This window comes from Burkholderia arboris (assembly GCF_038723655.1).
Classification (GTDB): domain Bacteria; phylum Pseudomonadota; class Gammaproteobacteria; order Burkholderiales; family Burkholderiaceae; genus Burkholderia; species Burkholderia arboris.
This window is the reverse complement of record NZ_CP109823.1, coordinates 1-26359: the sequence shown is the minus strand read 5'-3', so window position 1 is coordinate 26359 and position 26359 is coordinate 1. Positions and strand designations below refer to the sequence as shown.

27 protein-coding genes are annotated in these 26359 nt (G+C 67.2%); 10 read left to right on the top strand and 17 right to left on the bottom strand.

Going from position 1 to position 26359, the window contains the following annotated elements:
• Positions 1-2 precede the first annotated feature (2 nt).
• From OHZ10_RS33090 to OHZ10_RS33035, 12 genes are all read right to left on the bottom strand, one after another.
• Positions 3-1211 (bottom strand): AAA family ATPase, encoded by a 1209-nt coding sequence (locus OHZ10_RS33090; RefSeq protein ID WP_059241401.1) that lies wholly within the window; start codon positions 1209-1211, stop codon positions 3-5.
• Positions 1212-1233: 22 nt separating this feature from the next.
• A complete protein-coding gene (locus OHZ10_RS33085; RefSeq protein WP_059241400.1) occupies positions 1234-1677 on the bottom strand; it encodes a TadE/TadG family type IV pilus assembly protein in 444 nt (147 codons plus the stop codon).
• Positions 1674-2207, bottom strand: coding sequence for a TadE/TadG family type IV pilus assembly protein (locus tag OHZ10_RS33080; RefSeq protein ID WP_174992369.1), 534 nt, complete (start codon positions 2205-2207; stop codon positions 1674-1676). Before OHZ10_RS33080 ends, OHZ10_RS33085 begins: the two co-directional genes overlap by 4 nt.
• A 13-nt stretch (positions 2208-2220) precedes the next feature.
• A complete protein-coding gene (locus OHZ10_RS33075; protein ID WP_342706290.1) occupies positions 2221-3492 on the bottom strand; it encodes a TadE/TadG family type IV pilus assembly protein in 1272 nt (423 codons plus the stop codon).
• A 25-nt stretch (positions 3493-3517) separates the two neighbouring features.
• A complete protein-coding gene (locus tag OHZ10_RS33070; protein ID WP_059241397.1) occupies positions 3518-3814 on the bottom strand; it encodes a hypothetical protein in 297 nt (98 codons plus the stop codon).
• A gap of 20 nt (positions 3815-3834) precedes the next feature.
• Entirely contained in the window at positions 3835-5760 is a 1926-nt protein-coding gene (locus OHZ10_RS33065; protein WP_059241396.1) for a type II and III secretion system protein family protein, read from the bottom strand.
• A 104-nt stretch (positions 5761-5864) separates the two neighbouring features.
• Entirely contained in the window at positions 5865-6704 is an 840-nt protein-coding gene (gene cpaB / locus OHZ10_RS33060) for a Flp pilus assembly protein CpaB (protein ID WP_059241395.1), read from the bottom strand.
• A 35-nt stretch (positions 6705-6739) separates the two neighbouring features.
• A complete protein-coding gene (locus OHZ10_RS33055; protein ID WP_342706289.1) occupies positions 6740-8140 on the bottom strand; it encodes an ATP-binding protein in 1401 nt (466 codons plus the stop codon).
• 32 nt (positions 8141-8172) lie between these two features.
• Complete coding sequence (locus tag OHZ10_RS33050; RefSeq protein ID WP_059241393.1) at positions 8173-8712, bottom strand: A24 family peptidase; 540 nt, start codon at positions 8710-8712, stop codon at positions 8173-8175.
• Positions 8713-8740: 28 nt separating this feature from the next.
• Entirely contained in the window at positions 8741-8947 is a 207-nt protein-coding gene (locus OHZ10_RS33045; RefSeq protein ID WP_059241392.1) for a Flp family type IVb pilin, read from the bottom strand.
• 82 nt (positions 8948-9029) lie between these two features.
• Complete coding sequence (locus OHZ10_RS33040) at positions 9030-9221, bottom strand: Flp family type IVb pilin (protein WP_342706288.1); 192 nt, start codon at positions 9219-9221, stop codon at positions 9030-9032.
• Between the two features lie 141 nt (positions 9222-9362).
• Positions 9363-9554, bottom strand: a complete 192-nt coding sequence (locus tag OHZ10_RS33035; RefSeq protein WP_342706287.1) for a Flp family type IVb pilin — start codon at positions 9552-9554, stop codon at positions 9363-9365.
• Positions 9555-10604: 1050 nt separating this feature from the next.
• On the opposite strand from OHZ10_RS33035, the gene OHZ10_RS33030 reads away from it, so the two are divergent.
• The 6 genes from OHZ10_RS33030 (at position 10605) to OHZ10_RS33005 (ending at position 16436) form a co-directional block, all read left to right on the top strand.
• Positions 10605-11843 carry a glycosyltransferase family 87 protein gene (locus tag OHZ10_RS33030; RefSeq protein WP_059241389.1) on the top strand — a complete coding sequence of 413 codons (1239 nt, stop codon included), beginning with the start codon at positions 10605-10607 and terminating at the stop codon, positions 11841-11843.
• Positions 11840-13219, top strand: a complete 1380-nt coding sequence (locus OHZ10_RS33025; protein ID WP_226196041.1) for a glycosyltransferase family 87 protein — start codon at positions 11840-11842, stop codon at positions 13217-13219. The genes OHZ10_RS33030 and OHZ10_RS33025 overlap by 4 nt, the downstream gene beginning before the upstream one ends.
• 24 nt (positions 13220-13243) lie before the next feature.
• Positions 13244-14287 (top strand): glycosyltransferase family 2 protein, encoded by a 1044-nt coding sequence (locus OHZ10_RS33020; protein ID WP_342706285.1) that lies wholly within the window; start codon positions 13244-13246, stop codon positions 14285-14287.
• 12 nt (positions 14288-14299) lie between these two features.
• Positions 14300-14683: a GtrA family protein gene (locus tag OHZ10_RS33015; protein ID WP_342706284.1), complete on the top strand. Its 384-nt coding sequence runs from the start codon at positions 14300-14302 to the stop codon at positions 14681-14683.
• Between the two features lie 293 nt (positions 14684-14976).
• Positions 14977-15480 carry an inclusion body family protein gene (locus tag OHZ10_RS33010; RefSeq protein ID WP_059241385.1) on the top strand — a complete coding sequence of 168 codons (504 nt, stop codon included), beginning with the start codon at positions 14977-14979 and terminating at the stop codon, positions 15478-15480.
• A 65-nt stretch (positions 15481-15545) separates the two neighbouring features.
• Positions 15546-16436, top strand: coding sequence for an AidA/PixA family protein (locus tag OHZ10_RS33005; RefSeq protein WP_081052094.1), 891 nt, complete (start codon positions 15546-15548; stop codon positions 16434-16436).
• A gap of 19 nt (positions 16437-16455) precedes the next feature.
• Here the strand turns inward: OHZ10_RS33005 and OHZ10_RS33000 are convergent, their stop codons facing one another.
• Positions 16456-17397: an ABC transporter substrate-binding protein gene (locus OHZ10_RS33000; protein ID WP_342706283.1), complete on the bottom strand. Its 942-nt coding sequence runs from the start codon at positions 17395-17397 to the stop codon at positions 16456-16458.
• 94 nt (positions 17398-17491) lie between these two features.
• The gene (locus tag OHZ10_RS32995) at positions 17492-18607 is read right to left on the bottom strand and encodes a TauD/TfdA family dioxygenase (protein WP_342706282.1); all 1116 of its coding nucleotides are present in this window, start codon (positions 18605-18607) and stop codon (positions 17492-17494) included.
• Positions 18608-19055: 448 nt separating this feature from the next.
• Here OHZ10_RS32995 and OHZ10_RS32990 point away from each other — a divergent pair, with 448 nt between their 5' ends.
• Both OHZ10_RS32990 and OHZ10_RS32985 read left to right on the top strand, forming a co-directional pair.
• The gene (locus tag OHZ10_RS32990; RefSeq protein WP_342706281.1) at positions 19056-20489 is read left to right on the top strand and encodes an MFS transporter; all 1434 of its coding nucleotides are present in this window, start codon (positions 19056-19058) and stop codon (positions 20487-20489) included.
• Between the two features lie 52 nt (positions 20490-20541).
• Entirely contained in the window at positions 20542-21810 is a 1269-nt protein-coding gene (locus tag OHZ10_RS32985) for an ATP-grasp domain-containing protein (RefSeq protein WP_342706280.1), read from the top strand.
• 32 nt (positions 21811-21842) lie between these two features.
• Here OHZ10_RS32985 and OHZ10_RS32980 read toward each other — a convergent pair whose 3' ends face one another.
• A complete protein-coding gene (locus OHZ10_RS32980; protein WP_059241380.1) occupies positions 21843-22718 on the bottom strand; it encodes a LysR family transcriptional regulator in 876 nt (291 codons plus the stop codon).
• A gap of 167 nt (positions 22719-22885) precedes the next feature.
• Between OHZ10_RS32980 and OHZ10_RS32975 the strand changes: the two genes are divergently transcribed.
• The gene (locus OHZ10_RS32975; protein WP_174992360.1) at positions 22886-23830 is read left to right on the top strand and encodes a hypothetical protein; all 945 of its coding nucleotides are present in this window, start codon (positions 22886-22888) and stop codon (positions 23828-23830) included.
• 37 nt (positions 23831-23867) lie between these two features.
• On the top strand, positions 23868-25118 hold the full coding sequence (locus OHZ10_RS32970; protein WP_059241378.1) for an ATP-grasp domain-containing protein: 1251 nt from the start codon (positions 23868-23870) through the stop codon (positions 25116-25118).
• A gap of 69 nt (positions 25119-25187) precedes the next feature.
• On the opposite strand, the gene OHZ10_RS32965 is transcribed toward OHZ10_RS32970, so the two are convergent.
• Positions 25188-25643 carry a phosphotransferase-like protein gene (locus OHZ10_RS32965; RefSeq protein ID WP_342706511.1) on the bottom strand — a complete coding sequence of 152 codons (456 nt, stop codon included), beginning with the start codon at positions 25641-25643 and terminating at the stop codon, positions 25188-25190.
• Positions 25644-26020: 377 nt separating this feature from the next.
• Positions 26021-26296 (bottom strand): hypothetical protein, encoded by a 276-nt coding sequence (locus OHZ10_RS32960; RefSeq protein ID WP_155627324.1) that lies wholly within the window; start codon positions 26294-26296, stop codon positions 26021-26023.
• Positions 26297-26359 lie beyond the last annotated feature (63 nt).

Genomic DNA, 26359 nt, shown 5'->3' with positions numbered 1-26359 from the left:
ATTTACATGGACTTGAGCTTCGGCGTGGCCTTGCGGCCGAAGAGCCTGGACATCAACGGTTCGCTGTTCGCCGCGCTGTGCCCGGCGCGCACTTCCCCGTCGACGAGTTGTTTCGCACACCCCTGCAACGCACGCGCGACCGCCGTGCCGCGCGCGAGCCGCGATACCGGATGGCCCTGGTTGATCGCTTCGAGCACGGTATCGGCATCGTCGGGAATCGTGCAGGCCGCCTGCAGGCCGAGCACTTCCTCGAGCGCGGTGCGGGTCCGGTCGCTCGCGCGCGTCGCGCGGTTTACGATCAGCCGCAACTGGTCGGTCGAGTAACCGAGCGACACGAGGATCTCCAGCAGCCGGCGGCCGGCGCGCACGTGCGGCATCGCGGGCTGCAGCACGATCTGGATCTGGTCGCTGCGATCCAGCGCGACCATCGACAGCGGATTGATGCCGACGCCGACGTCGAAGATCACGAAGTCATAGCGCGGCGCGGCGACGCCGAGGATCCATTCGAGCGCGTCCTCGCGCATCTCGGCGGCCTTGACCGGGTCGCCGGCGCCCGCGAGCACGTGAAAGTTTTCCGTCACGTGCGCGACGCTCGCGTCGAGAAACGCGCTGTCGAGCCGCTCGATCTGCGCGCAAAGCTGCGGCAGCGTCGACGGCGGGGTTTCGTCGCTGACGAGGAACGCCGCATCGGCGAACTGCTGGTTCAGGTCGATCAGCAGCACGCGGCGCTTGAACCCTTCGGCGATCTCGAACGCGATGTTGCTGGCCGCGAAGCTCGTGCCGGCCCCGCCCTTGCACGACATGAACGACACGATCCGCGTATCGTCGGTGTCGCGCCGCGTGCTTTGCGCCGCCGCCCGTTCGAGCGCGTTGGCGAGCGCCTGCGGCTCGAGCGGCCACTGCAGCACGTCGCGGGCGCCTGCGCGCATCGCGTCGAGCAGCACGTGCGGCGACGCATCCGCCGTCACGAGAATGCAGGTCAGGTTCGCGTGGGCGCGGCAGATGCGCTCGATCGCCGACAGCTCGGACGGCTCGAGCGACGTGCCGTCGACCAGCAGGACATCGAACGCGTCGAGCCCGTCGGTGCGATGCTCGATCTGCGACGGGCGGCCGGTCGCGCGGGTCGCGCGATAGCGTCCGCAGTCGGCCACGAGGCGCGCGATCTGCGTGAGACGCGCGGTATCGTCGGAAGCTACGAGGAGGTTGATCATGTCGTGTGCCTCGTCTGTTCGATTAGTTGCAAGCGGTGCCGCCGGTCGCGGAAGTCAGGCTTTCGCGCGGCAGTGTCGTCGTGAACGGCGGCATGGTGACCGTGACGTTCACGAACGGGATCATCGTCTTGACGGTGACGTTCGTGACGCTGACGGTCACGAACGCGCACGAATTCACGTCGCAGTTCGCCGGCGAGTAGTTCACCGACACGTTCGCGTTCGACAGCAGCGGCAGCAGCGCCGTCACGCGCTTCGCGACGCCGGCGGCATTCACGTCGCAGACCACGGCCGTGCGCGCGCCGAGACGCACGGCTTCGCTCGCGGTGTTCCAGTAGAACAGCACGCGGCCGAATTCGAAGATGCCGATCAGCAGCATGATCAGCACCGACGCGATCAGCGCGAACTCGACGATCGTCGCGCCGCGTTGGGCGCGCCGGCGTGACGGGGGGGCATGGCGAGCGTTCATGACACTTGCCTCATCACGGTGACGATGTTGTTGAAGGTGATCGACGGCAGCCACGGGTACGCGGGGATCGGCTGGTACTTGTAGCCCTTGATCTTCACTTCGACGACGTTGATTGCGCCCGTCGCCGTGCCGCTCGCCGCGTTGTTGTTCGAGTCGTAGGTCGGCAGGTTCGCGAACTGCGGCGGATCGGACCCGTCGCTGCAGCCGGTCGTGCGCTGCGCGTCGCAGATCGTCACCATCGACGTCTTGAGCCCGGGCACCAGCTCGGTGCCCGACGAGCCGCAGGTCGTGCTGCCGTAGACGACGAGGCACTGCGCCTGCGACACCGGATAGGCGCTGTCGGTCGGCAGCCACACCGACAGGTAGCGCGCCGCATCCCGCGTGGACTTGGTCAGCGTCTCGTACTGGTAGATCGCGCGGCCGAACTCGGCCACGCCGGTCGACAGCATGATCATCGGAATCAGCACGAGCGCGAACTCGACGGCGGCGACGCCGCGGGTGCGCGAACGGCGGAACGGAGGCTTGTTCATGGTCGTCTCTCCGCTATTGAACGAGCATCGGAACCTGGGTCCCCGACGCACTGCCGCTGCCGGGCAAGCCGTGCGTCGCGCACGGATTGTTGCCGGACACCGACGAGCCGAGGTACTCGAGGTGCGCGACGACCCCGCCCTTGCCTGGGCTGAACGGCAGCGGATCGAGCATCAGCACGCAGTCCCATTGCGTGACGTGCACCTTGCCGCTGTTGCCGTTCAGCGTCGAGCAGTCGCCCTCCGGTGCGAGCGCGACGCGCCGGTCGCCGCCGTAGGTCTGGTAGTTGCTCGCCGTCGCGGTGCCGTTGGTGGCGATTCCGCTGCCCGCAGGCGGCGCGCCGTCGCCCTGGTACGACTTGAAATTCGTGCGGTCGGTAACGAACTGCGTATAGGCATCACCCTTGATGCCGGCCGTTCCGGGCGGCCCGTAGTTCGGGCCGACATACGCGTAACCGGTAAAGTCGGGCTGGCCGCTCGAGCCGTTCGCGCCGTTCGTGTAGATACCGAAGCGCGTATTCCAGGCGCGCAGCGACGCCGACTTCAGGCCCGTGGTGCTCAGGTCGGGCGGGCTCGTGATGTTGCAGGTGTTGCCCGACAGCTCGCCCGCGAGCGTCGTCTCGTTCGTCGAGCCGTCGAGCGCCGCCCAGCCGAAGTTGCCGGGCCCGTAGGTCGACGACGACCCGGAGGGCGACGTGATCCAGTCGCCGACGTTGTAGGACGGCGAGCCCGTCGTGCGGCACACGAACACCGGGATCGCGCAGGTCGTCTGCCCGCCGCCGACGGTGGCGATCGCGCTCGCCGACACTTCCGCCGCGCTCGCGAGCTTCGTGCCCGGCAGCACGTTCAGCACCTCGATGAACCAGTGCGCGATGTTGCTCAGCTTCGTCGCGCATTGCACGTACTTGATGTTCGCCGGCGTCGTGACCGCGGTCTTGGTCAGGAACGGGTTGGTCAGCGAATCGCTGAACGTGACGTTCGCGTTCGTCGACAGCTGCACCGCGCTGTTCTGGAAAAACACGAAATTCAGATGGCCGGCGGCGATGCCGTCGGCCTCGGCCACCGACAGGCTGATGGCCGAAGTCAGGTCACGCGCAGCCGACAGCGCGCAGGCATCGGCGCTGTTCTGCAGTTCGCTGCGCGTGACGTACAGCTTGCCAAGATCCAGCGCGAGACCGACGAACCCGATCATCACCGCCAGTGCAAGACCGACGATGATCGCGACGGCACCGCGCTGGCGATGCGGGCTGCGACGCATGACTTTCGGATAGCGGGCTGCGCTGTTCATGGCGTTCTCCCTGAGCGTCCTGGCGTTACTGGGTGGCCTTGCCGATGCCGATCACGAATGCATTGGCGGGCGGCACCGTCTGCTTGAACGACTTGTCGTAGTTGTCGAGCGCGGCCGCGGCTGCGCCGCCGTCGACCCCCGATGCCGCTGCCGGGTGTTCGCCGGCATGCGGATCGATGATCTGGGCCTGCATCACGGTGCGGACCGAATCGCCGAAGCGGCTGTCCCACACCGGGGTCGACGACATGCAGCCGGCAAGCGCGAACGCGAGCGGGACGGCGAGCGCCGCGCGGCGCACGAATACGAGGTAGGCGGATTTCATGAGTGTCCCCTTGGATGGCTTCAACGATCGGTGGACTGGGGTTCGGCGCCCGCACGCGCGACCTGCGCCTGCGCTGCCGGCACCCGGTGCTTCGGCCGCGCCGCCGGCTTGGCCGGCGTATCGGGGCCGGCTGCCGCGAGGCGCGCGGCGGTGGCTTCGATGTTCGCGATGCGCGCCGCGTTCGACGTGTCGGGCTGCGGCACGGTGGCGACCACCGGCGTGGGCACCTTGTGCGGCTCGGCCAGCACCGGCGACTGCGCGTCGGCACCTTGCGGCGCGCGCGGCGCGGGCAGCGCGGCGGCGGGACCGGCGGGCGCTTCCGATTGCGGAGCCGGCGCGGGTGCCGGAGCCTCGGCCGGAGCCTGCGGTGCAGCTGCTGCGCCGTTCGCGGGCTGTGCGCCTGCCTTGCGAACCCCGCCGCGGCCTTCCATGTTGCCCGTTGCATACACGTCGGCTTCGTTCGGCTTCGAGAAGCTGTCGGTCGGCAGCGCGACATCGGCGGTCGACAGCGGCTTCACCAGGTGCGGCGTGATCAGGAAGATCAGCTCGGTGCGGTCCTGCTGGAACGACGTGCTGCGGAACAGCGCGCCGAGCACGGGCACTTCGCCGACACCCGGGATCGCCTTCAGCGCGCCGGTCGCGTTGTCCTTGATCAGCCCGCCGATCGCGAACGATTCGCCGTCGCTCATCTGGACCGTCGTCGAGGCGCGCCGCGTCGTGATCAGCGGCAGGATCGACGTGCCGCCGATGTTGGTCGCGCTCAGCGTGACGCCCGTCTGCGACAGCTCCGACACCTCCGGCGCGACCTTCAGGCTGATCCGGCCGTTGGCGAGCACCGTCGGCGTGAACTTCAGCGCGACGCCGAACTCCTCTTCCTGCAGCGTGATCGACGACGTGCCGTTGCCGCTGCTCTGCGGGATCGGGATGAAGATCTTGCCGCCGGCGAGGAACGTCGCTTCCTGGCCGCTGATCGTCACGAGGTTCGGCTCCGCGAGGATCTTGACGAGGTTGTCGGTGTTCTGCGCGTCGGCCGCGATGCTGAACGGCTTGTTGTTCGCCTTGTTGAAGACGGCGCCGCTTGCCACGCCCGCGAGCAGGTTGCTGACCAGCGCGCCGCTCCACGAACCGAACCCGCCCTGGATGTTGAACGCGCTGCCCATCTGGTTGATCAGCGTCTTCGACACCTCGGCCACCTTCACCTCGAGCATCACCTGCTGCGGCGACGTGACGTTCAGCATGTTCAGCACACCGCCGCCGCCCTTGCCGCCCGCTGCCGGGTCGCTGGCGCTGTCACCGTACGCATGGGCGATCTGCACGGCCTGCTGCGCAGCCTGCGAGCTCGACACGGTACCCGCCAGCACGATCGTGCCGGCCGCGGTCGATACGTGGATGTCGCGCTCGTTCGGCATCAGCTGCAGCAGCGATGCCTGCAGGCCGCCGGCATCCGCGCCGACCGCGACGTCGATCACGCGGCAGGCGCCGCTCTTGCCCTGCACGATCATGTTGGTCGTGCCGACCGCGAGCCCGAGGATGTACAGCGTCTGCGGCGACACCATCGTGGCCTGCGCGACGGCCGGGTTGCCGATCGTCCGATTGCGGACCGGCTCCGGCATCGGCACCAGCAGCGACTTGCCGAGCGGCACGCTGACGCTGGTCGACTCGCGCACGGCGCCGACGCAGTTCGGCCCGCGCAGCGGCCCCGCCGAGGCGGCGGGCGCGGCGGCCGGCACCGGCGCCATGCTGATCGTCATCTGCATCGGCCCCTTGCCGACGGCGGCCGGCGCGCTGGCGCCGCCCTTCGTCAGCACGGCCGACTCGACGCCTTCCTGCGCGAGTGCGCCATAAACGGTCAGCCATCCCGAACAGAGGATCGCGGCCATCATCGTGCCCCGTGCGACGCGTGTCCGCAGTGGGCTCGTACCTGTGCGTTGCGGTTTGATCTTCATTTCGTCTGATCCCCCGAGAGACCGGCGCCGTGCCGGTTATCGACTTCCAAGGCCGCCGCGCGTTGCCGGCGGCCGATCTGTTTGTCTGGCTGTATTGATCTGTTTCAGAAACACTCGACGCTGCCCTTCACGCCCGTCAGCACGCCGACGCAGTCGCGTCGTGCTTCCGGCGCCGCGTGCGATGCGACGTGCACGCGTACCGTCCGTACATGGACAGGTGCCGGCGGCGCTTCGGGTGCGGGCTCCTTGCCCAGCAGCGTCAGCTTGGTCGCGCCGTCGGTGTTCAGCGTCTTCTGGTCGACCTGGTTGCGCAGCACGAGCGACAGCGTGCCGACGCTGCGCGCGAGATCGAGCCGTTCGGCCTGGTCGGGCGTGACTTCCAGCGTCACCGCGTTGACGACCTTCGGTGCAGTGTCGTCGCGGCTGACCTGCTGCGCGACGGCGAGCACGAGGATGTGTTCGAGCACGATCTTGGAGATGCTCTGTCCGTCGGTCTTGCCCTGCTGTTCCTGCGTGTTGACGATCACGTCGACGTAGTTGCCCGGCAGCGCGAAGCCCGCGACGCCGACCACGTCGTTCACGCGCACCGTGATCGCGCGGCTGCCGTCGGCGATGACCGCGGACAACCCGCCCTTGGTGCCGACCGGTGCGAGCTTCGACTCGATCACCGGCTCGTCGCGTGAGAGGCTGGTGCGCACCACGCGCCCTTCAAGGGCTTTCGTATCGGTGAACGCGCCCGTCGGCACGCTGCCCGACGGCCAGTTGACCAGGTGGATCTGGTTCGGCCCGAGCGGTTCGCCCAGGTTCAGGTCGGTGGTGGCCACCGCGACCGGCGTGACCGAATTCGTGGATGTCTGCACCAGCCAGTGGGACGCGAACACGACCGCGGCAAGACCCGCGACCATCGCGACGACCAGCATCATGACCGCTCGACTGTTTTTCATGGCAATGCTCCTCGACGATTCGTGAAAGAAACGGCTCAACCGGTAACGAACGTGCGGCCACCGCGCTCGACGGGCGGCGGATGGCTGCCGTCACGTTCGGGTGCCGCGCCGAAATAGCTCGCCCATGCGTCGTACAGTGCGTCGTGCGTCACTTCGGGCGGATCGCCGCGATACCGTGCGCCGGCGGCCACGAGACGCAGCAGGTCCGCAGGAAAACAGGCGAGAAACGCCTTGCCGGTCGGCAGATGCAGCCGATGCAGCAGGTAGTCGAATGCATCGCTCGCGGAGATGAGCCCCAGCGATGCGCAGGCCGCGTTGTACACGGCGCGGTAGTCGTCGATCGACATCGCGCCGACGTGCAGCTTCGAACCGAGGCGACGCAGGAACGCGTCGTCGCCGAGCTGTTCCGGCGACAGGTTGCTCGAGAACACCGGCCAGACATCGAACGGCATCACGAAGCGGTTGCCGGATTCGAGCGTCATGAAGTCGACGCCGCGATCGAGCGGGCGCAGCCAGCGATTGAGCAGGTCGCGTGGCTCGACGCGCTGGCGACCGAGATCGTCGACGACGTACATGCCCATGTTGGCTTTCATGTGCGGCGGCGCCTGATAGAAGCCGGCGGCTTCGTCGCGGCGGAGATCAAGCTCATCGAGCGTCAGTTCGCCGCCCGACATCACGACCGGCCGCGTACACAGGCGCCAGCGGCGATCGATCGACCAGTTGCCGGAGGGCTGCCCGACCTCGACATGCACGAGCGGGTCGTAGATCTGGATCACTTCGCCGGCCGCGCAGATCGCGTGCGGCACCGGCACATGGCCGTGCATCAGCGAGCCGAGCCGTTCGGCGAGGAAGGTCTTGCCGCTGCCGGCCGGGCCGTAGATCAGCAGCGGACGGCCGGCATTCAGTGCCGCAGCCGCCGCATCGAGCACCGACGTGTCGATCACGATGCCTTCGAACACGGCCCACACGTCGTTCTGGCCGATGTGCAGCTTGCGCACTGAATGAGCGGCCACGCATTCGAGATACGCGTCGAGCGTCACCGGTGCGGGGCCGCTGTAGCCGCTGCGCGCCCGTTCCTCGAGTGCGAGCACGCGGCCCGCGTCGGTCAGGCGGAACGTCACGTCGAGATCGGTCGCGCCGCGATGGGTGAGCTCGACGAGATGCTCGCGCACCAGGAAGGCGAAGACGTCGTCGAGGACCGCGAGCGGCAGGCAGTGCCGCTCGACCAGGTCGCCGTATGACGGGCGGCCGAGCACCAGCGTCGACTTCAGCACGAGCCCGGCGACGAACGTCATGCTCAGCCCGGTTTCCTCGAGCGTGCGCGGCGCCGTCGGCAACTGCGTGCCCAGTTTCGTATGGGCTTCCCGAGACGGCAGCGGATCGGGCAGGTGCGCCACCTGCACGTCGCGTCTCGGTTCGGTGTGATTCGTGTTCATGATCGCTCCGTCCTCGTTGCTTGTGCGTCGCGCTATGCGCACGACACGAACAACATGCCCAGCGTGCCGGCCGCGATCGCCACGCCATACGGCAGCGTGCCGACCGATGCGAATTCCACGGGGCCGCCGGCGGCTTCCGCGTGCGCCCCTTGCGAACGACGCGCGATCAGCGCGCGGACGTTCGCCCACATCTGGCGCATCCGGCCGCGCAGCAGCGCGAACGCGATGGCGCCTATCCCGCCGGCCAGGAACGTGGCCAGCACGATGTAGAACGTCATTTCCGCCCCGACCCATGCGCCGATCGCGAGCATCAGCTTCACGTCGCCGGCCGCCATCCCGCGCAACAGATAGAACGGCAGCAGCAGGCCGAAGCCGGTCGCCGCTCCTGCGAGCCACCCGAGTGCGCCTGCCAGGACGCCGTGCAGCATGCACTGCGCGACCAGCGCGCCGACGAGCCCGACCGCGACGAGACGGTTCGGAATGCGGCGGCTTGCGATGTCCGTGCTGGCCGCGGCGACGGCGAGCAACGTCACGCACAACGGGACCGGGTAAGGCGGCGCAACAGGTAACATGGCAAACCTCTCGGATCGAATCGTTGAATCAGGAAACCATTGCCAGCGCGGTGGTTACCGCAGACGTCACGGCCGCTGCAATCACCTCGTACGTATTGGCGAGCGAGCCTTTCAGCGTGACGACGCTGCCCAGCACTGCGGTGGCGAACATCGCCGCGAGCAACGCATATTCGATCGACGTCACGCCTTGCTCGTCGGCGATCCAGCGACGGACGACACACATCGTGGCTTGCATGGTGGTCTCCGGTTCCTGGTTGATCGGATGGCCGGGGACGGCTCGAGCACTGCACCGGCCGAGCCGTCCACGGCATGGTCCATCAGATGGCTGCGACCGCCGAATCGAGGTCGTCCGCGATCGTGGTGAACACGGTCTTGAGGTCCTTGCCGACCGTCGACAGCGCGGCGATGATGCCGATGGCGATCAGGGCGGCGATCAGGCCGTATTCGATGGCCGTCACGCCATCTTCATCGCGAACGAAACGGCTGACTTGTTGAACGAACTTGGACATGATGATCTCCTTGCGTAGTCACTTTCAAAGTCCTCGCGTGCCGGCTGGATCGAATGATCCGGCATCGATACGTCGAGGCATGTTGTTGATGCCGTGTGGTGCCGACGAACAATCCTGAGGAGCCGCTCGCCGTACCGTTCATCAGATTGCTGCCACTACCGAGTCCAGATCGTCGGCGACCGTACTGAACACGGTCTTCAGATCCGTGCCGATTGTCGTCAGCGCGGCAATGATGCCGATTGCGATCAGCGCGGCGATCAGGCCGTATTCAATGGCCGTCACACCGTCTTGATCCTCGACGAACCAGGCTACCTTTTCGATGATTCTTGGCATGAGCTTTCTCCTTTCGGACTACTATGTAATTCCCTTCGTCAATCAAGACGTCGGGGGTGGGCACCACCGGCACTACACGAAAAATCGGAACGCGACGCTCAGCTGCGGGAACGGGGATGCACACCCCTGTCCGTGCGAACGGGTATCAGTGAAACGGAGCGCGAGAAAGGCGTGGCCGGGCCGACCAGCCGGATGAACCGGGCATGCCGACAGACCGGAACGGCACGACGGCCGTTCGACGCATGGAATCCAGTTGAACGGGAGACGAACTCCCGGCAAAGCCGCAATGTGTTTTTAACGCGGCTTGCGATCCGCGATGTGCAGTGGTCTTTCATTTTTATTCCCCAAGTACTGCCATGCCGATTTTTATTGCCCTGAAGACATCGGGTCTCATTGGTCACTCGACGACGTTTCGCGCGGTTCATCGACCTGGAGCAGCATGTTCCCCGACGCGCTCCGGCCCATCTTTTCCGCAGGTGATTCCAAAGCCGGTTCCGTGTGTCTTTTGTCCGAACCGGCCGGTCATCCCGTCGTCGACTGCCGTGCCAACGCTTACGCAAAGAGCGGACCATCTCGGGCGAAATCGAGGTGCATCAAGGGTTCCGGCGATCCACGCCGCCCCGGGCCAGGGGCGCAACGATCGAAATGTTTCAGATTTGATATAGGCGCCCCCGCGAACGGAGGCCCCCGGAACGCCCGTCGTCGCGCTGCACAAAGGGCTCGAAATTTTTTCTCGGGATTTTCCCGAACGCCTGGCGCCGCTCGCGCACCGCAGGATCGGCGGCATGCGAACCCGGTGAAAATCGCGGAATGTTTCAAGCCAGAAACACGAAACCCGGCGTCGGCGTTTTTTCATACCAGAAACGGCGGTTTTCACGCGCATCGCTGAACACATTAAAGACCGGCCGCCCATGCGTGGTTTGCATCACGCGATATTTTCTTCAACAATGAACTCACCGGACAACGCCGTTTCAACGCGATTCGATCCGCAGGCACGACAACATCAAACGGCTGCGACAGACCACGCAGCCAAACGATAAACGGGGCATCATGTACACAGCCAATCGTGAAACGCGCGATCGCGCCATACGCTGTGCTCAATGGCTGACAGCGGACCGGATCGTTCCATACAGCTGCATCATGCTGCTGCTGTTCATCGCACTGGTGGTCGTGTGGGGCGTCGTGACCGACGGCTTCACGTCGAACGCCATCGCCCGTCCAGGCACCGACTTCTCGGTCTTCTGGACTGCATCGCATCTCGTGTTGCAAGGCCATGCCGCATCGGCCTACGACACGTCGTCATTCGTGCAGGCCGAGTTCGCGCACTTCGGTGCGTTTCTGCAACACCGGCCGCTTCCCTGGCTCTATCCGCCGACGATGCTGCTGTTCGTCGCGCCGGTTGCCCTTGTGCCTTTCCTGCCCGCTTACTTCCTCTTTTTCGCGGGCAGTCTTTTATGCTACGCGTTCGCCGTCTCGCGGTTGTCGGGACTGCGCGCGCATCTTCCCGTGCCGCGCGCCGCGGCCCTCGTGGCCGCCGCGTATTCGGCGGTGTGCATGTCCGCACTGTTCGGGCAGAACAGCATCCTGACCGCCGGCCTCGCCGCGCTCGCGCTGCATCTGCTCGGCAAGCGTCCGGTCGTGGCGGGCGTGCTGATCGGGCTGCTCGCGATCAAGCCGCAGTTGGCCGTGGTGTTCCCGTTCGTGCTGATCGCGACGCGTGCGTGGCGCACCTTCGCGGCGGCGGCGATCACCGCGACGCTGTTCGCGGCAGCCGGCGTCGCACTGTCCGGCCCGGCCGCGCTGCACGGGTTGACGCATGCGATGTCGACGGTACGCGAGCAGCATTTCATGCTCGCGTCGTACTGGCTCGCGTCGCCGACGCCGTTCGCCGCGTTGCGGCTCGCGGGCGCACCGGTAGCCGCCGCGCTTGCCGCACAGGCGGCGGTCGCGCTGCTCGCGATCGCCGCGGCCGTCAACGTGTGGCGTCGCACGCACGACATGCGCCTGCGCGGCGCGGTGCTGGCGGTCGCCACGCTGCTGACGACGCCTTATCTGTGGCACTACGAACTGACGTGGCTCGGCATCGCGGTCTTTTGCCTGATCGCGTACGGTCTCGACGAAGGCTGGCTTCCCGGCGACCAGGGCATCCTCGTGCTCGCGTGGCTGTTGCCGATCTTCGAGATGTTCAATCGGTTGATGAAGCTGCCGCAGATCGGGCCAGTCGTGCTGCTCGCGGTGCTGTTCGTCGTCGTGCGCCGCACGGCACTGGCGTCACGGAGCACGCAATGAAAGCGCCTTCGTTCGCCCGCCATGCGCATTCCGCCATTGACGCGCATCCGGAACTCCCGATCGCCGGCCCGCACCGCTACCCGCACTGGTTCAATCGCGACCGCATACGCCTCTATGCGGCCGCCGCGTTGCTGACCGAACTGCTGTTCATCGGCATCTACCTGATCCGCGTGATCCTGTCGAACCACGGCGCGCCGGACCCGCTGTCGCCGGATTTTTCGCCGGTCTGGAGCGCCGCATGGCTCGCCGCGCACGGGCACGGCGCCGACGCATGGCATTTCCCCGCGCTGTTCGCGGTCCAGAAGCTTGCGATCCCGACGTTGACGCTCGCGGACGGCACGCAGCCGTGGCTCTATCCGCCCACGATGCTGCTGTTCGTCTTGCCGCTCGGCTGGCTACCGTACACGCTGGCGCTCGTGCTGTGGCTCGCGGTCACGTACGCGCTGTTCGCGGCGACGATCCGCGCGACCGTACAGCGCGATGCCGCGTGGCTGTGCGCCCTCGCATTCCCCGGCGCGTTCCTCACGGTGATCGTCGGACAGACCAGCCTCTTCACCGCGACGCTCGCCGGCCTCGGCCTGCTCGCGCTGAACCGCCGCCCGGTCGTCGCCGGGATCTGCTTCGGCTTGCTGACGACGAAGCCCCAGCTCGCGGTGCTGTTCCCGCTCGCGCTGCTGTGCGCGGGGCAATGGCGTGCGCTGGCCGCGTGGGCCGCGACGCTCGCCGTCAGCGTCGTGCTCGCGACGCTCGCGTTCGGCCTCGCCCCGTGGGTCACGTTCATGCACGTGATCGCCAACGTCTACGCGATCGTCGGCACCGGCCACGCGAAACTCGCGCGCATGCCGACCGTGTTTGCACTCGCGACGATGGCCGGCTGGCCCGCGCTAGTTGCACGCGGCCTGCAGCTGCTGTCGGCCGCGGCTGCCGCGATTGCCGTGGTCTACGCGTGGCGCGGCGCATGTTCGTACGCGCTGCGCGCCGCGACCCTCGCGTGCGCCTGCCTGCTCGTCAGCCCCTATCTGTACGACTACGACCTGACGTGGTACGGCCTCGTGATCGCGTGGTACGCCCGCTATGCGGGGACGCGCGGCTGGCGCCACTTCGATCGCGAATGGCTGATGCTGCTGTGGCCGATGCCGCTCGCGGGCCTCGCGGTCGTACCGCACCTGTCGTTCCAGTTCATGCCGCTCGTGACGCTCGCGTCGCTCGCGCTGCTCGTCAGCCGGATCGCACAGGAAAGACACGACGTGCCGTCGATGCCCGACGCGCGCGACACCTCGACCGACACCGGGTTCGCCCATCCGGCCCGGTCACACCACCGCCCGGCGTACGGAATGCGCCGCACCGGCCGCCCGACGATCGGCGTCGGCCGGTGAAGCGACATTACAAGGGGAATCATCATGCGGGAATCCATCTACACGCCGCTCGTCTCGCTGGTCGTGCCGTTCTATAACGAAGGCGAGGCCGTCGAGCATTTCTTCGACGTCGTGATTCCACTGCTGACGGCCATCGACGCAATCCGCTTCGAGATCGTCTGCGTGAACGACGGCAGCCGCGACGACACGCTGGAACGCCTGGTCCGCATCAGCACCGCCGAGCGGCGCGTGCGCGTGATCGATCTCACCCGCAACTTCGGCAAGGAGGCCGCGCTGACGGCCGGCCTCGACGAAGCCGCCGGCGACGCGGTGATCCCGCTCGATGCCGATCTGCAGGATCCGCCCAGCCTGATTCCGGTCATGATCGAACACTGGCGCGACGGTGCGGAAGTCGTGGCGGCAAAACGCAGCAACCGCGCGTGCGATTCGTTCGCGAAGCGCACCGCCGCCGCGATCTACTACCGCGTGCACAACCTGCTGTCGGACGTGAAGCTGCCGGAGAACGTCGGCGATTTCCGGCTGATGGACCGCAAGGTCGTGAATGCGCTGCGCAACCTGCCCGAGCGGCACCGCTTCATGAAGGGGCTGTTCGCGTGGGTCGGCTACAAGACCGTGATCGTCGAATACCAGCGCGATCCGCGCAGCGCCGGGCACTCGAAGTTTTCCGGCTGGAAGCTGTGGAATTTCGCACTGGAGGGCATCACCAGCTTCAGCACCGTGCCGCTGCGCAGCTGGACCTACATCGGCCTCGGCATCGCCGCGCTCGCGTTCCTGTACGGGTCGTTCATCATCCTGCGCACGCTGCTGTTCGGCAATCCGGTGCTCGGCTATGCGTCGCTGATCTCGGTCACGCTGTTCATCGGCGGCATCGAGCTGATCGGGATCGGCGTCGTCGGCGAGTATGTCGGGCGGATCTACGACGAGTCGAAGCAACGGCCCGTCTACCTGATCCGCCGCCGCTACCAGGCGCACGGCAAGGTGATCGAACTGCCGGTTTCACGCGATGCGCGCCGCCTGGCCGCACGCCGGCGCGTGCAGCCGGTCCGTGCGCGGGTCGGTGCGCGCTGACGCGCGGGCACCATGATCGGCCTGCTCGCTGCCGAGCGCGCGAGGCTCGTGCGCTTCGGCGTGTCGGGGCTCTGCTCGACCGCGATTCACACGCTGGTTGCGGCGGCGATGTTCGCGCTGCTCGATGCGACGCTGGTGGCCGCGAACGCGGTCGCGTTCGTCTGCGCCACCGCGTTCTCGTACCTGGCGAATACGCTGTGGAGTTTTTCGTCGACGGTACGCGCGCGCAACGCGACGCGCTTCCTCGCGGTCACGCTCGCCGGGTTCGCCGAAACGCTGCTGCTGGCGCGCGGCGCCGCGGCGCTCGACATGTCGCGCGCGATGAGCGTCGTCGCGATCGCGCTGCTGATCCCGCCGACGACGTTCCTGCTGCACCGGTTCTGGACCTACCGGTAAGCGGCCTCCCCTGCCCGGAAAATAATCGGCCCATCAATTAACGTATTCGATGCCGCTATATTTATGTAACGCATCGAATCGATTGATTCCGATTTTAAAATTACCAAATGAATATATTTTAACGACCCTGTTTACCTTTACAGCTTCCACGAATATTCAAACGGGATAATCTGGATTCGCCGTCGCTCAAGCACGGGCCCAATCGGGCACAAATCCTTGCAGAACAAGGCGATGGCGACCGCACGAAGCAATTCGCGCAACGATAAGTCCCATTACTTAAAACGGGAGCTTCCATGTCACGCGTAACCGATGTGCTCGTTTCGTTCGACACCGAAACCATTCTCAAAAAATATCCGAATCCCAGCAAGAACCCGGCTGCCCCGACGCTGATCGACTGGCGTTACGTCTATATGGTGACCAACCAGGACAACGTCATTTCCGGGCAGGCGGGCGGCGAGCTCGACCTGAAAGCGCAGGTCGGCGACCTGATCCGCTGGCGCGAAACGAGCCTGTCGCTGGGCTTCGAGAACCAGGTGGTGTTCTACAAGTTCATCGGCAACGTCGGCAACGACCTGATCTCGACGCCGACGCCGCGGGTCGCGGAAGCGTCGATCCCGGTGCCGAACACCAGCAAGCCGGAAGTGCCGACCTGCCAGAAAGTCGCGAACTACTACTGGTCGTCGGAATGCCTGAAGGTCGGCCGCGTGACCTACCACTTCCAGTTCCAGATCATCGATCGCAACTGCCAGATCCAGGGTTGCTTCTCGTGGGATCCGTTCATCTCGATCCATAACTGATCGCGGCACGCGGGCGGCCGCGCGGCGGCCGCCCGTGCCGCTCCCTTGTTGCGGAGGAGGTGCTCATGTCTGGTCTTCGTTGCGATGTCCTCGCGGTCATCGACGCCGTCACGCTGCTGTCGGCCTACCCCGATGCGAGCCGGGACGCCAACGCGCCGACCGTGATCGACGGCCGGCACATCTACGTGCTGAGCCCCGGCGAGACCGGGCAGGTCGGCCACAACGACAACCGTCTCTTTGCCGGCCTGGCGCCGGGCGACCAGCTTCATCTGCGCGAAACCGCGCTGGCGCTGCGCGCCGAAGTGAGCGTGCTGTTCGTCCGGTTCGCGTTGAAGGACGCCGGCATCGTCGCCCCGATCGAAGCGGAAATCCGCGATGCCGCCGTGCCGGTACCGGACGGCGACGACCTGCTTCATCCGTCGTGCCGGCCGATGAAAGACCATGTCTGGCGCAGCGACGTGCTGGCCGCGGGTGCCACCACCTGCACGGCCGATTTCGCCGTGCTCGATCGCGACGGCGCCGTATCGGGCTACTTCCGCTGGGAAACGACGATCGAGATCGCCGGCAGCCAGCCGGACACGAAACAGCCCGGCTTCAAGCCGTCGTCCGACCGCAACGGCCACTTCACGCTGCCGCCGAATACCGCTTTCAAGGCGACCTTCTACGCGAATGCCGCCGACCGGCAGGACCTGAAGCTGTTCATCGACGACGCACCGGAGCCGGCCGCGTCGTTCGCCGGCAACGGCAACGATGGCGTCAGGCAGTTCACGCTGAACTCGCAAGGCGGCAGGATCCGGATCGACGCGTCGGCCAACGGCAGGAAATCGGCGACCGATGCGCGGCTCGCGCCGCTGTCGGCCGGCGACACGGTCTGGCTCGGCTGGCTCGGGGCCGAGGACGGCGCCGACCGCGACTACAACGACGGGATCGTGATCCTGCAGTGGCCGATTACGTGAGCGGCGCCGCGTGCGGCACTCAGGTGCGCGGCAGCCCCGGCGGATTGGTCTGCGACTGGTCGACCGCTTCGGCATCGAGGCTCCAGCGGCCGAGCACCTTCCGGTAGCTGCCGTTCGCGATCAGCCCATTGATCGCGAGCGTCAGCGGCCCGGCGAGGCCGCTGCCCTTCCTCGTCGTGATCGCGATGTCCGCGGTACGCGGCCAGCCGCCGCTGACCGTGCCGATCAGCTTCGCATCGCCACGCAGCGACGCCTGGTACGCGAGCATCGAATTCACGCTGAAGATCGTGTCGACGCGGCCCGACTGCAGCGCGACCCAGCGTTCCGCGGCATCCGCGTAATACTGGATCTCGACCGGCGCGAGGCCGCGCGCGATGTTCTGCCGGTTCCATTCGAGCAGGATCTTTTCCTGGTTCGTGCCCGAATCGGTCACGACGCGCAACCCGGCAACATCCTTCGGCTCGCGGATCGCGACGAGCCGGCTGTTGCTCTTCACGTAGAAGCCGATCTGATCCTTGCGGTAGGTCGAGAAGTCGAACTTCTCCTTGCGCTGCTCGGTGACCGTCACGTTCGAGATCACCGCGTCGACCCTGCCGGACTGCAGCGCGAGCGGCCAGTCGGCCCACGCGAGCGGCACGATCTTCAGCTTGCGGCCGACGCTGTCCGCGATGAGCTGCGCGAGATCGGGATCGAAACCGACCACCGTGCGCGCGTCGGTCGCATAGGTGCTGAGCGGCGGCAGGTTCGGCGCGATGCCGATCGTCAGCGTATTCGCTTCGGCGAACTTGAAGCCGCCCGGCAACGCCTGCTCGACCGCCGGGTTCACGGCGCCGCGCTGCCGGCCCGGCTGCTCGGGGCTCAGGTCGAACGGCGCGGCCTGCGCGGCGGCAACGTGCCCGGCGATCAGGATGGCGGCCAGCACGCGGGCGATGTGTACAACGGGAAAAGCGGTTCTTCTCATGTCTTCCGGAATCCTTTGTTATTCGATGATGCGTGAAGCAGGCACGGGGGGCGGCGGCGCGACGTTCGGCGCACGCCGCCGCCGGCGCGGTTTGTCACGCAGGCGTCGCCTCGAGTTCGGCCGCGCGCTGCGGCACCGGTTGCACGACGCGCGACGGTTGCCTCACCGGCACCGCGTCGCCCGCATACAGCGCCTTCGGATCGAACACGCGCGCCTGCAGCGGCGTGAACGCGCGGAAATTCCACAGGCTGCGCGCGACGAACACGCGCTGCACCCAACGGAGCGCACGGTCGTTCTCGTCGTACTGCGGATCGAAACGGTCGCGCGAATGCAGCGTGAAATGGTTGTTGATCAGCACCAGCTTGCCCGGCGACACCTGCACGCCGAACGACACCTCGCGCACCGCGCGATACAGGTTGGCCAGCGCTTCCTGCGCCCGCGTGTTGACGGCCAGCACCATGTCCGGATAGAACGCGACCGTCACGCGCGGCGCGTCGATCGGCCCCGACAGCACGGCGCTCAGGTCGGTGTTGTCGCGCGGTGTCGGCGCCGCGCCGCGCCACCGGTACGGCACGCGAATGATGTAGTGCTCGCCGTAGAGCTGCGCGATATCGTCCGGCGACAACAGTTGCAGCGCACGGCGCGCATCGGCGAGCCGCGTGTACGGGCCGCCGCCGGCCTCGCTGCGCACGCCGAGCAGCAGCAGCGCGAACGGCGACGTGTCGCCTTCGGGCATGTGCGCCTGCGCGGCATTCTCGATATGGAAGTCGAGCTCGACTTCGGAGCCGAGGCCCGTATAGTCGCGCGCGTTCGTCTTGTGCGGCGTCAGGTTGTTCACGAGCTCGCGGCCTTCGTGCGCGATCGAATAAGGCTCGCCGGCCAGCGTGCTCAGCGCGACCAGCACGTTCTCGCTCAGCACGCCGGCCTTGAACGAGCGGCCGGTTTCCTCGAACCGCGGGCTGCCCTGCACGCCCTCGTCGATCGGCAGGTTGTCGATCTCGATCGAGCCGTGCGCGTCCGCGGTCGGCGCCTTCGCGCGATCGAATGCGTCGACGATCCGGTCGGGAAACGCGTTGTAGGCCAGCTTGCGGACTGCGCTGATATAGCCGGCGCCGCCGGCCGGGTCGTAGCCCAGCGCGCCGAGCGTCTTGCGAATGTGAGCCGACTCCACTGCGGTCAAAGCGATGCGTTCATCTGCGAGATAGGTCATAGGTCTCTCGTATAAAGATCTTGGGTCGAAGAGCGGTATGGCACCACCGCCGCGCTCTGCCGTCCTCGGTGCGAAGCGCTCGACAAGACTAGGAGACCGTCATTGCATTGCGAAATGATATTAATTCGATTGCAAACAAAAATTATCGATATAAGTTCAGCAACGCGGCCGTGGCCGGTTCGCGTCGTTCGCACCGGTCTTTAACACAAATACTTGTTAAAAAATCGCTGCTTATTATTTGTATTCGCCAGCGGGTCGATGCTAGTTTTCTGTCGGACTCGACCATGCGACCGCTGCCCGACGGGCAGCCGGCGCCCTTCGTCCGACATACGGGAACCCGCCAGATGAATCGATACCCCCCGCCGCGCCGCTGCTCCTTCGATCATTCCGGATACGACACGTCGTTGCCGGCGTGCCGCCCGTCGCACCGCGCGCCCGGGGAGGCCCGATGAGCGACCAGGCCCACGCGCTCGACCGCACGCAGACGGCCGCCGCGCCGCCTCACCGCACGTCGCTGCGCCCGATCCTCCCGACCGTCGCGGCCGCGAGCCTCGGCTTCGCGATCGTCCAGCTCGACGTGACCGTCGTCAACGTCGCGATTCCGAGCCTCGGTCACGCGTTCGGATCGAGCGTTCACGGGCTGCAGTGGATCGTCGATGCGTACACGCTGTCGTTCGCCGCGCTGCTGCTGACCTCCGGCACGCTGGCCGACCGCTTCGGCAGCCGGCGGCTGTTCGCCTACGGTCTTCTGCTGTTCCTGCTCGCGTCGCTCGGCTGCGCGCTCGCGCCGTCGCTGGCGGCGCTGATCGCCGCGCGGGTCGCGCAGGGTGTCGGCGCCGCGATGATCCTGCCCACGTCGCTCGCGCTCATCACGCATGCGTGCGCCCACGACGCCGCCGCACGCGTGAAGGCCGTCGCGTGGTGGAGCGCGACGGGCGGTGCGATCAGCGCGGCCGGGCCGACCCTCGGCGGCCTGCTGATCGACTCGCTCGGCTGGCGCGCGATCTTCTTCATCAACCTGCCGATTTGCGCGATCGGGCTGTGGCTCACGCTGCGCCACGTGCAGGATTCGGCCGCCGCACGCACGCGGCTGTTCGATCCGGCCGGCCAGATCGTCGCGGTGCTCGTGCTCGGGCTGCTCACGGGCGGGATCATCCGCGCCGGCGCCCACGGCATTGGCGACCCGTATGCTGCCGGCGCCCTGGCCGCGTCGGCCGCGCTCGGCATGCTGTTCGTGGCGATCGAACGGCGCGTGGCCGCGCCGATGCTGCAGCTCGCGTTCTTCCGGATCGCGCGCGTGCCGGGCGTGCTCGCGATCGGCGCGGTCACGAATGCGGCGTTCTACGGGCTGATCTTCTCGCTCAGCCTCTATTTCCAGAGCGGTCGCGGCTTCACCGCGACCGAATCGGGGCTCGCGCTCGCGCCGCTCACGATCATCATGCTCGCCAACCTCGCGAGCGCGCGGCTCGCCGTCCGGTACGGGTTCCGCACGACCGTCGTCGTCGGCCTCGCCGTGTCGCTCACCGGCTACGTGTGGCTGTGGCAGACGCTCGCCGCACACACGCCCTACGCGCTGCTGGCGCCGGGGCTCGCGGCGATGGCGATCGGCGGCGGCATCGCGATTCCCGCGCTGACGTCGACGATGCTCGGCAGCGTCGAGGCCGGCCGCTCGGCCACCGCGTCCGCGATCCTCAATACCGCACGCCAGGTCGGCGCCGCCATCGGTGTCGCCGCGCTCGGCGCGCTGGTCGCCGGCCAGGGCGCGGCGATCGTGGCCGGCGCGTCGCGCGCGTTCGCCGTCGCGGCCGCGCTCATCGCCGTCTGCATCGTGCTGGCCGCGCGCTGGCCCGGCGACGCCCCCGATCCCGCCACACGGGCCTGAACCGCTTTCGACCGACACCCTTTCACCGATCCCCCAGCCGAGCGAGGAATCCATGCAGCATCGCTTCATCGATACCGTCCTGATCGTCGACGGCGCGTCGACCGCCGCCTACCTGGCGCCCGCGTTTCGTGCGTACGGCATTCGTTGCGCACACGTGATCAGCGACCCCGATCTGCCGGACATCTACCTGAACCAGTTCGTGCCGTCCGACTACATCCGCCAGATCCAGCATCGCGGCGACATCGACGCGACGCTCGCGCAGCTGAGCGACTTGCGGATCGGCGCGGTACTGCACGGCCTCGACGCCGCGCTGGAGCTGGCCGACACGCTGGCCGAACGGCTCGACGTGCCGTATCGCAACCCGCTCGCGACGTCGGCCGCGCGACGCGACAAGTTCGCGATGAACGAACGCATCCGCGAGGCCGGCCTGCGTGCGCCGGCGCACTTTCACAGCACGTCGGTCGACGAGGCGGTCGAATGGGCCCGCGCGCAAGGCACGTTGCCGCTCGTGGTGAAACCGGCGCGCAGCGCGGGCGTCACGGGCGTGAAGATCTGCCGGACGCTCGCGCAGGTCGAAGCCGCCGCGCGCGACGTGCTGGCCACCCGTTCGCTCTACAACCAGCCGAACGACGACATCGTGATCCAGAGCTATTCCGAGGGGCAGGAATACATCGTCGATTCGGTATCCTTCGAGGGCCGCCATCGCGTGGTCAGCCTGTGGGAAGTGCATCGCGACCGCACGCACGCGCCGCGGCTCGACAAGATGCTGGTGCTGAACCACGCCGATCCACGCTATGCGCCGCTGCTCGACTATGCGGCCGACGTGCTCGACGCGCTGGACGTACGCTTCGGGCCGACCCATCTGGAGCTGTTCGATACGGCCGACGGCCCGACAATCGTCGAGCTGAATGCGCGGTTGCACGGCAGCCTCGATCCGCGGCTGACGAGCGCAGTCAGCGGCGAGAACCACGTGTCGGCCGCCGTCGAAGCCGTGATGCATCCGGAGCGGCTGTTCGGCGACGCCGTCGCGCCGACGGATTTTCGCGGCTACTGCGGGCACGTGCTGCTGCTGTCGTCGCGCAACGGCGTGCTGCGGCAGGACTTCACGTGGCAGGCGATCCAGGCGCTGCCGTCGTTCGTCGGGCTCAAGCAATGGATCAAGGTCGGCGACACGCTGCGCGTGACCACCGACCTGCAGACGGCGCTCGGCACGGTCGGCCTGTACAGCCCGACCTTCGAGCGGCTGCTCGAGGATTGCCGGCGGATCCGCGAAATCGAGGCCAATTTCTTCGCGGACGAACACGCGGTCGCACCGGCCTGACGCGGCGGGCACGGCGCGCCGGCTCGCCCGGATCAGCGGGCGAGCAGCGCGCCCGCCTGCCGGCCGATGACCGTACGCAACACGTCGAGCTCCGGCAACGCGGGCGTTTCGTCGGGCGTGACGAGGTAGGTCGTCACGCTGTCGAGATCGTCGAACGCATGCGTGCGCAACTCCTTGCGCGCCACGTGCTCGGTCGTGATCCGTTTCGGCAGGATTGCAACGCCCATCCCGGCCGCCACGCAGCCGAGGATCGCGCCGAACGTGCCGAACGACGACACCGATTCGATCGCGACGCCGCGCGCCTTCAGCCAGTGCTCCGCGACCGCGCGATACGGGCAGCCGTCGTGAAACGCGAGCAGCCGCACCGCGTTGTCGGCCAGCAGCTGCCGGCGCGTGACCGTGGCCGCGCTCACCAGCACCATGTCTTCCGCGAACGCGGGCTCGTAACGCAGCCCGGGCCTGACGATCGCGCGTGCGGTGAGCGCGGCGTCGAGCCGGCCGCGCAACAGGGCATCGGCCAGATCCGGCTCGCTGCCGATCTGCACCACGAGGCCGAGCGCCGGATCGTGCGCCGTCAGCGCGGCGGCCAGCGCCGGCAGCCGCGTGGCCGCCGTGCTTTCCATCGAGCCGAGCCGGAAGCTGCGTGCTACCGGCGTGTCGCGCACCACCTGCGTCGCTTCGTCGACGAGGCGCAGGATGCGGTCGCAGTACGGTATCAGCCGGCGCCCGGCATCGTTCAGCACCAGTCGCTTGCCGTGCCGGTCGAACAGCGGCGCGCCGAGCGACTCTTCGAGCTGGCGCAGCCGCGCGGTGACGTTCGACTGCGTGCAGCCGAGCCGTTCGGCCGCGCGCAACGCGCTGCCTTCCTGCACGACGGCCCGGAAGGTTTCGAGCAGAGGAATGTTCATATCACTTTCTCTTGTTACTGATTCAGTTTATATCATTTTACTTCGCTCATCATCCGGATTAGCCTAGCGGATATTCCGTGCCGGCCGCGCCTTTTCCGAGGAATCCGCATGCCATCCGCCGTCTGCTCCGGCTTCACCCCCGTTCACCGCCGCTCCGAGGCCCGCCCGTGCGCGCGCTGATCGCTGCGCTGGTGCGGCGCGGGCCGACCGTGCTCGCATGTGGCGTCGTCCTCGGGCTGCTGGTGCCGCCGCTCGCGGATCTCGCGCGGCCGTTGATGCCCGTCACCGTGTTCCTGTTCGTACTCGGCACGCTGCTGCGCGTCGAACCGAGCGCCGTGCGCGCGGTCGCGCGGCGGCCGGCTGTGTCGGTGCTGCTGCCTGCCATGACGATGATCGCGTGCCCGGTCGCGCTCGGCATCGCCGCACGGCTCGCCGGCATGCCGTACGACTGGGTGGTCGCGCTGGTGATCGCGTACTGCGCGCCGCCGTCGAGCGGCACGTCGACGATCGCGCGCATGCTGTCGCTCGACGCCAGTGTCGCGCTCGTCGCCACCCTCGCGTCGATGGTGTTCGTGCCGCTGACCGCGCCGCTGCTGACGGCCTGGTTCAGCCACGATGCGGCCGTGGCGATCTCGCCGCTGAGTCTCGCGTTGCGGCTCGCGCTGCTGATCGGCAGCGCCGAGGGCGTCGCATTGCTCGTGCGGCGCGTGGCCGGCGCGCGGCTCGACCGTTTTGCGACACCGATCGATGCGATCGTCGTCGTCGCGCTGCTGGTGTTCGCGCTCGGCACGATGGCCGGCATGCAGCAGTCGATCATCGACGCGCCGCACCGCGCGTTGACGGCGATTGCCCTGGCGTTCGCGGTCAACGCCGGTTTCCAGATCCTCGCCTACGGGCTCACGCCCGGCGACGTCCGCACGCGGCTCAACGTTGCGCTGATCGTCGCCAATCGCAACGTCGGGCTGATGTGGGCCGCGCTCGGGCTGGCCGCGACGCCGACCATGGCGCTCGTGTTCACGTGCGCACAGTTGCCGATCTATACGCTGCCGCGCGTCGTCCAGCACCTGCTGCCGCGCCTCGAAGCGCAACGCCTGCGCCGACGTGCACGCTAGCCGGCGCCTTTCTTCCGTCCTCGATCAAGGATTCTTCATGAAGCGACTCATCGTGATCGGCGCACGCGCCACCGGCAGCAGCGTCGCGCTGGTGCGCGCCGCCCTTGCACGCCAGGTGGCCGTGACCGTCATCACCGCGCCCGGCCATCGTCTCGACGGCGTGTTTCCCGGCAGCGTCGAGACGGTCAACCTCGAGCCCGACGCGGGCCGGCTCGCCGGCTGGCTGCGCACGCGCTTTCCGGACGAGATCGACACGCTGCGCGTGACGACCGCGCACGACACCTATGCGCGCACCGCCGCATGGGTCGCCGATGCGCTCGGCCTGCCCGGCCCCGATGCGCGGCACGTCGCGCACGCCGTGTCGAAGTCGAACCAGAAGGCGCTGCTCGCCACACACGGCATCCCGGCCGCGCAGTTCGTCGCGGGCACGCTGGCCGCGCCGGCAGCGCTCGCGGCGGCGGCTACGCCGTTGCGCTTTCCGGTCGTCGTCAAGCCGTCGGAAGGCTCGGCGAGTGACGGCGTGCGGCGGTGCGAGGACATCGCTGAAGTCCGTACGCAACTCGACGCGCTCGTCGCCGCGCAGGCCGATGCGTCGTCGCTTGCGACCGAACGTGTCGTCATCGAGGAATTCCTGGAGGGCAGCGAATACTGCGTCGAGTATTTCGACGGCCGTTATGTCGGCGCGCTGCGCAAGCTGAAGCGGCATGGCGCCGGTTTTCTCGAACGCGGCTATACGTCCGAACTCGATCTCGACGCCGATACGCTGCGCGCGCTGATCGACGTCGGCACGCGTGCGACCGCCGCCGCCGGGCTCACGTGGGGGCCCGTGCATCTCGACTGCATCGTGCACGACGGCGTGCCGCACGTGATCGAACTGAATCCGCGCATCGCGGGCAGCTTCATCTGCGACATCGTGCGCGACGGCTACGGCTTCAACGTCGTCGAAGCGTTGCTCGACAAGCTCGACGGGCGGACCGTGGCGATTCCCGAGCTGTTCGAGCCGCACGCGTATGCACGCGCCGAATTCCTGCTCGACAGCGATCCCGGCGCGTGGCGTTTCGCGCAGGCCGGCGAGATCGACGACGGCGCGGTGAGGATCAGCTACGGGCCGCAAGTGCTGCCCGATCGCGAACGGCGCGCGTTTCTTTATGTGCGGGTTGCGTTGCCGGCTGCGCACGGTTCGGTGGAACACGCGGGAACGTCAGCCGGGCGCGGCGACGTCTTGCAGCCGACGCTGGCTGCAGCACCTTCTCCTGTTCCTGAGCCTTCAACCGGAAAGGTTCGCTGATACATCGCGGGGCTTTCCGGAATGGCCGCTGCGGTGCCTGAGCGCATCCGCGTCGCACTTCACGCGCAATCACCCGCCCCGTTCGTCGCGGTGGGCCCGGATACGGTGGGCGCCTTCCTCCGGGCTGCATGTCGACGTGTCGATGCGCATCGAGTACGGCCGTGAACAGGCAGGGTGTCCGATCTGGGATCTGGCCATTCCCTCTCCCCGATCCGGCCTCGCACGTTCCCGCTGCTCAAGAATGGCCCACGGATACGAAACGCCAACGACGCTGGTACGGCGAGGTGACAGTGCAGCAATGCACGCGTCCAGCGCGGGTGTATCCCGAAGGACGAGATCGAGGACGATGTCGAAATGACTGGCCGCAACGCGGCTGAGCGTCGACTGCAGGTTCAGAGGATGATGTCTGAGCGCCTGGTCGAGCGCTTCGTCCGATCGCATGTCACGCCTGCGCGACAATTCGGCATACACGTCCAGCGAAATGTGAAACACGGGCACGTCCGAACTGTCCCGGAGCGCGCGCAGCCAGGCTGCTCTTTCCGGCGCTGGTCGGGCCGTGCAATACGACCGCGATGGGTTTCATAGCGAATGGCGGTGAAATCGCCGGACGTGCGCAGCGAGCGCGGCGCAGTGACAGCCGAACATCAGTTAACCGCCGGCTCGTATCGCGAGCAAACATCGCTGTCGAGTTTCGGTCCGCGCGAAGACCTAGGTCATCACCTACGTTCACGCCGTTCCGGATCGACCGGTTGAATCCACCACCCGTTACGGCCAATCGAGACTCTCGGCAATGACGTCCGCTTTCGGTGCATGAACTGCCGGAGCCGGCGGCGTGACTGTGGCTATCAGCGTGAGCGGAGCACCGATGTCGGAGCGACGGCGGCTAACAGGCTCCCGACCGGTCAAACATCTACGTAGCTCGACCTGACTTCGTGCCGCGTCCGGAACACCGCTTTCACTACGGCCGCTGCGCGTTCCATGGCGGGCCCCGGAACGAACAGATAAAGGCGGCAGAGATCGGCATAGTGCGTCTGCAATGCGTCGATTTCCGCGAAGGTCGCGCCACCCGTGTCATTGATGTATTCGAGTCCCTTGCTGGTCGCGACCAGCATCGCAGCTTCTTTGATCGCGGTCAGCGCAGCGGAATGCAGTACGGCATCGGCAAAGGCCAGTTGCATCCCGCCCGTGATCCCGCTCTCAACGCTCGTGCGTTCGATGTCGCCGTGAATTGGGTTGCGCAA

What these genes read in the sequence shown, in the direction of transcription:
- OHZ10_RS33090 (WP_059241401.1), bottom strand. Translation starts at nt 1,211, where the DNA reads ATGATCAACCTCCTCGTAGCTTCCGACGATACCGCGCGTCTCACGCAG.
- OHZ10_RS33085 (WP_059241400.1), bottom strand. Translation starts at nt 1,677, where the DNA reads ATGAACGCTCGCCATGCCCCCCCGTCACGCCGGCGCGCCCAACGCGGC.
- OHZ10_RS33080 (WP_174992369.1), bottom strand. Translation starts at nt 2,207, where the DNA reads ATGAACAAGCCTCCGTTCCGCCGTTCGCGCACCCGCGGCGTCGCCGCC.
- OHZ10_RS33075 (WP_342706290.1), bottom strand. Translation starts at nt 3,492, where the DNA reads ATGAACAGCGCAGCCCGCTATCCGAAAGTCATGCGTCGCAGCCCGCAT.
- OHZ10_RS33070 (WP_059241397.1), bottom strand. Translation starts at nt 3,814, where the DNA reads ATGAAATCCGCCTACCTCGTATTCGTGCGCCGCGCGGCGCTCGCCGTC.
- OHZ10_RS33065 (WP_059241396.1), bottom strand. Translation starts at nt 5,760, where the DNA reads ATGAAGATCAAACCGCAACGCACAGGTACGAGCCCACTGCGGACACGC.
- cpaB (WP_059241395.1), bottom strand. Translation starts at nt 6,704, where the DNA reads ATGAAAAACAGTCGAGCGGTCATGATGCTGGTCGTCGCGATGGTCGCG.
- OHZ10_RS33055 (WP_342706289.1), bottom strand. Translation starts at nt 8,140, where the DNA reads ATGAACACGAATCACACCGAACCGAGACGCGACGTGCAGGTGGCGCAC.
- OHZ10_RS33050 (WP_059241393.1), bottom strand. Translation starts at nt 8,712, where the DNA reads ATGTTACCTGTTGCGCCGCCTTACCCGGTCCCGTTGTGCGTGACGTTG.
- OHZ10_RS33045 (WP_059241392.1), bottom strand. Translation starts at nt 8,947, where the DNA reads ATGCAAGCCACGATGTGTGTCGTCCGTCGCTGGATCGCCGACGAGCAA.
- OHZ10_RS33040 (WP_342706288.1), bottom strand. Translation starts at nt 9,221, where the DNA reads ATGTCCAAGTTCGTTCAACAAGTCAGCCGTTTCGTTCGCGATGAAGAT.
- OHZ10_RS33035 (WP_342706287.1), bottom strand. Translation starts at nt 9,554, where the DNA reads ATGCCAAGAATCATCGAAAAGGTAGCCTGGTTCGTCGAGGATCAAGAC.
- OHZ10_RS33030 (WP_059241389.1), top strand. Translation starts at nt 10,605, where the DNA reads ATGTACACAGCCAATCGTGAAACGCGCGATCGCGCCATACGCTGTGCT.
- OHZ10_RS33025 (WP_226196041.1), top strand. Translation starts at nt 11,840, where the DNA reads ATGAAAGCGCCTTCGTTCGCCCGCCATGCGCATTCCGCCATTGACGCG.
- OHZ10_RS33020 (WP_342706285.1), top strand. Translation starts at nt 13,244, where the DNA reads ATGCGGGAATCCATCTACACGCCGCTCGTCTCGCTGGTCGTGCCGTTC.
- OHZ10_RS33015 (WP_342706284.1), top strand. Translation starts at nt 14,300, where the DNA reads ATGATCGGCCTGCTCGCTGCCGAGCGCGCGAGGCTCGTGCGCTTCGGC.
- OHZ10_RS33010 (WP_059241385.1), top strand. Translation starts at nt 14,977, where the DNA reads ATGTCACGCGTAACCGATGTGCTCGTTTCGTTCGACACCGAAACCATT.
- OHZ10_RS33005 (WP_081052094.1), top strand. Translation starts at nt 15,546, where the DNA reads ATGTCTGGTCTTCGTTGCGATGTCCTCGCGGTCATCGACGCCGTCACG.
- OHZ10_RS33000 (WP_342706283.1), bottom strand. Translation starts at nt 17,397, where the DNA reads ATGAGAAGAACCGCTTTTCCCGTTGTACACATCGCCCGCGTGCTGGCC.
- OHZ10_RS32995 (WP_342706282.1), bottom strand. Translation starts at nt 18,607, where the DNA reads ATGACCTATCTCGCAGATGAACGCATCGCTTTGACCGCAGTGGAGTCG.
- OHZ10_RS32990 (WP_342706281.1), top strand. Translation starts at nt 19,056, where the DNA reads ATGAGCGACCAGGCCCACGCGCTCGACCGCACGCAGACGGCCGCCGCG.
- OHZ10_RS32985 (WP_342706280.1), top strand. Translation starts at nt 20,542, where the DNA reads ATGCAGCATCGCTTCATCGATACCGTCCTGATCGTCGACGGCGCGTCG.
- OHZ10_RS32980 (WP_059241380.1), bottom strand. Translation starts at nt 22,718, where the DNA reads ATGAACATTCCTCTGCTCGAAACCTTCCGGGCCGTCGTGCAGGAAGGC.
- OHZ10_RS32970 (WP_059241378.1), top strand. Translation starts at nt 23,868, where the DNA reads ATGAAGCGACTCATCGTGATCGGCGCACGCGCCACCGGCAGCAGCGTC.
- OHZ10_RS32960 (WP_155627324.1), bottom strand. Translation starts at nt 26,296, where the DNA reads ATGCAACTGGCCTTTGCCGATGCCGTACTGCATTCCGCTGCGCTGACC.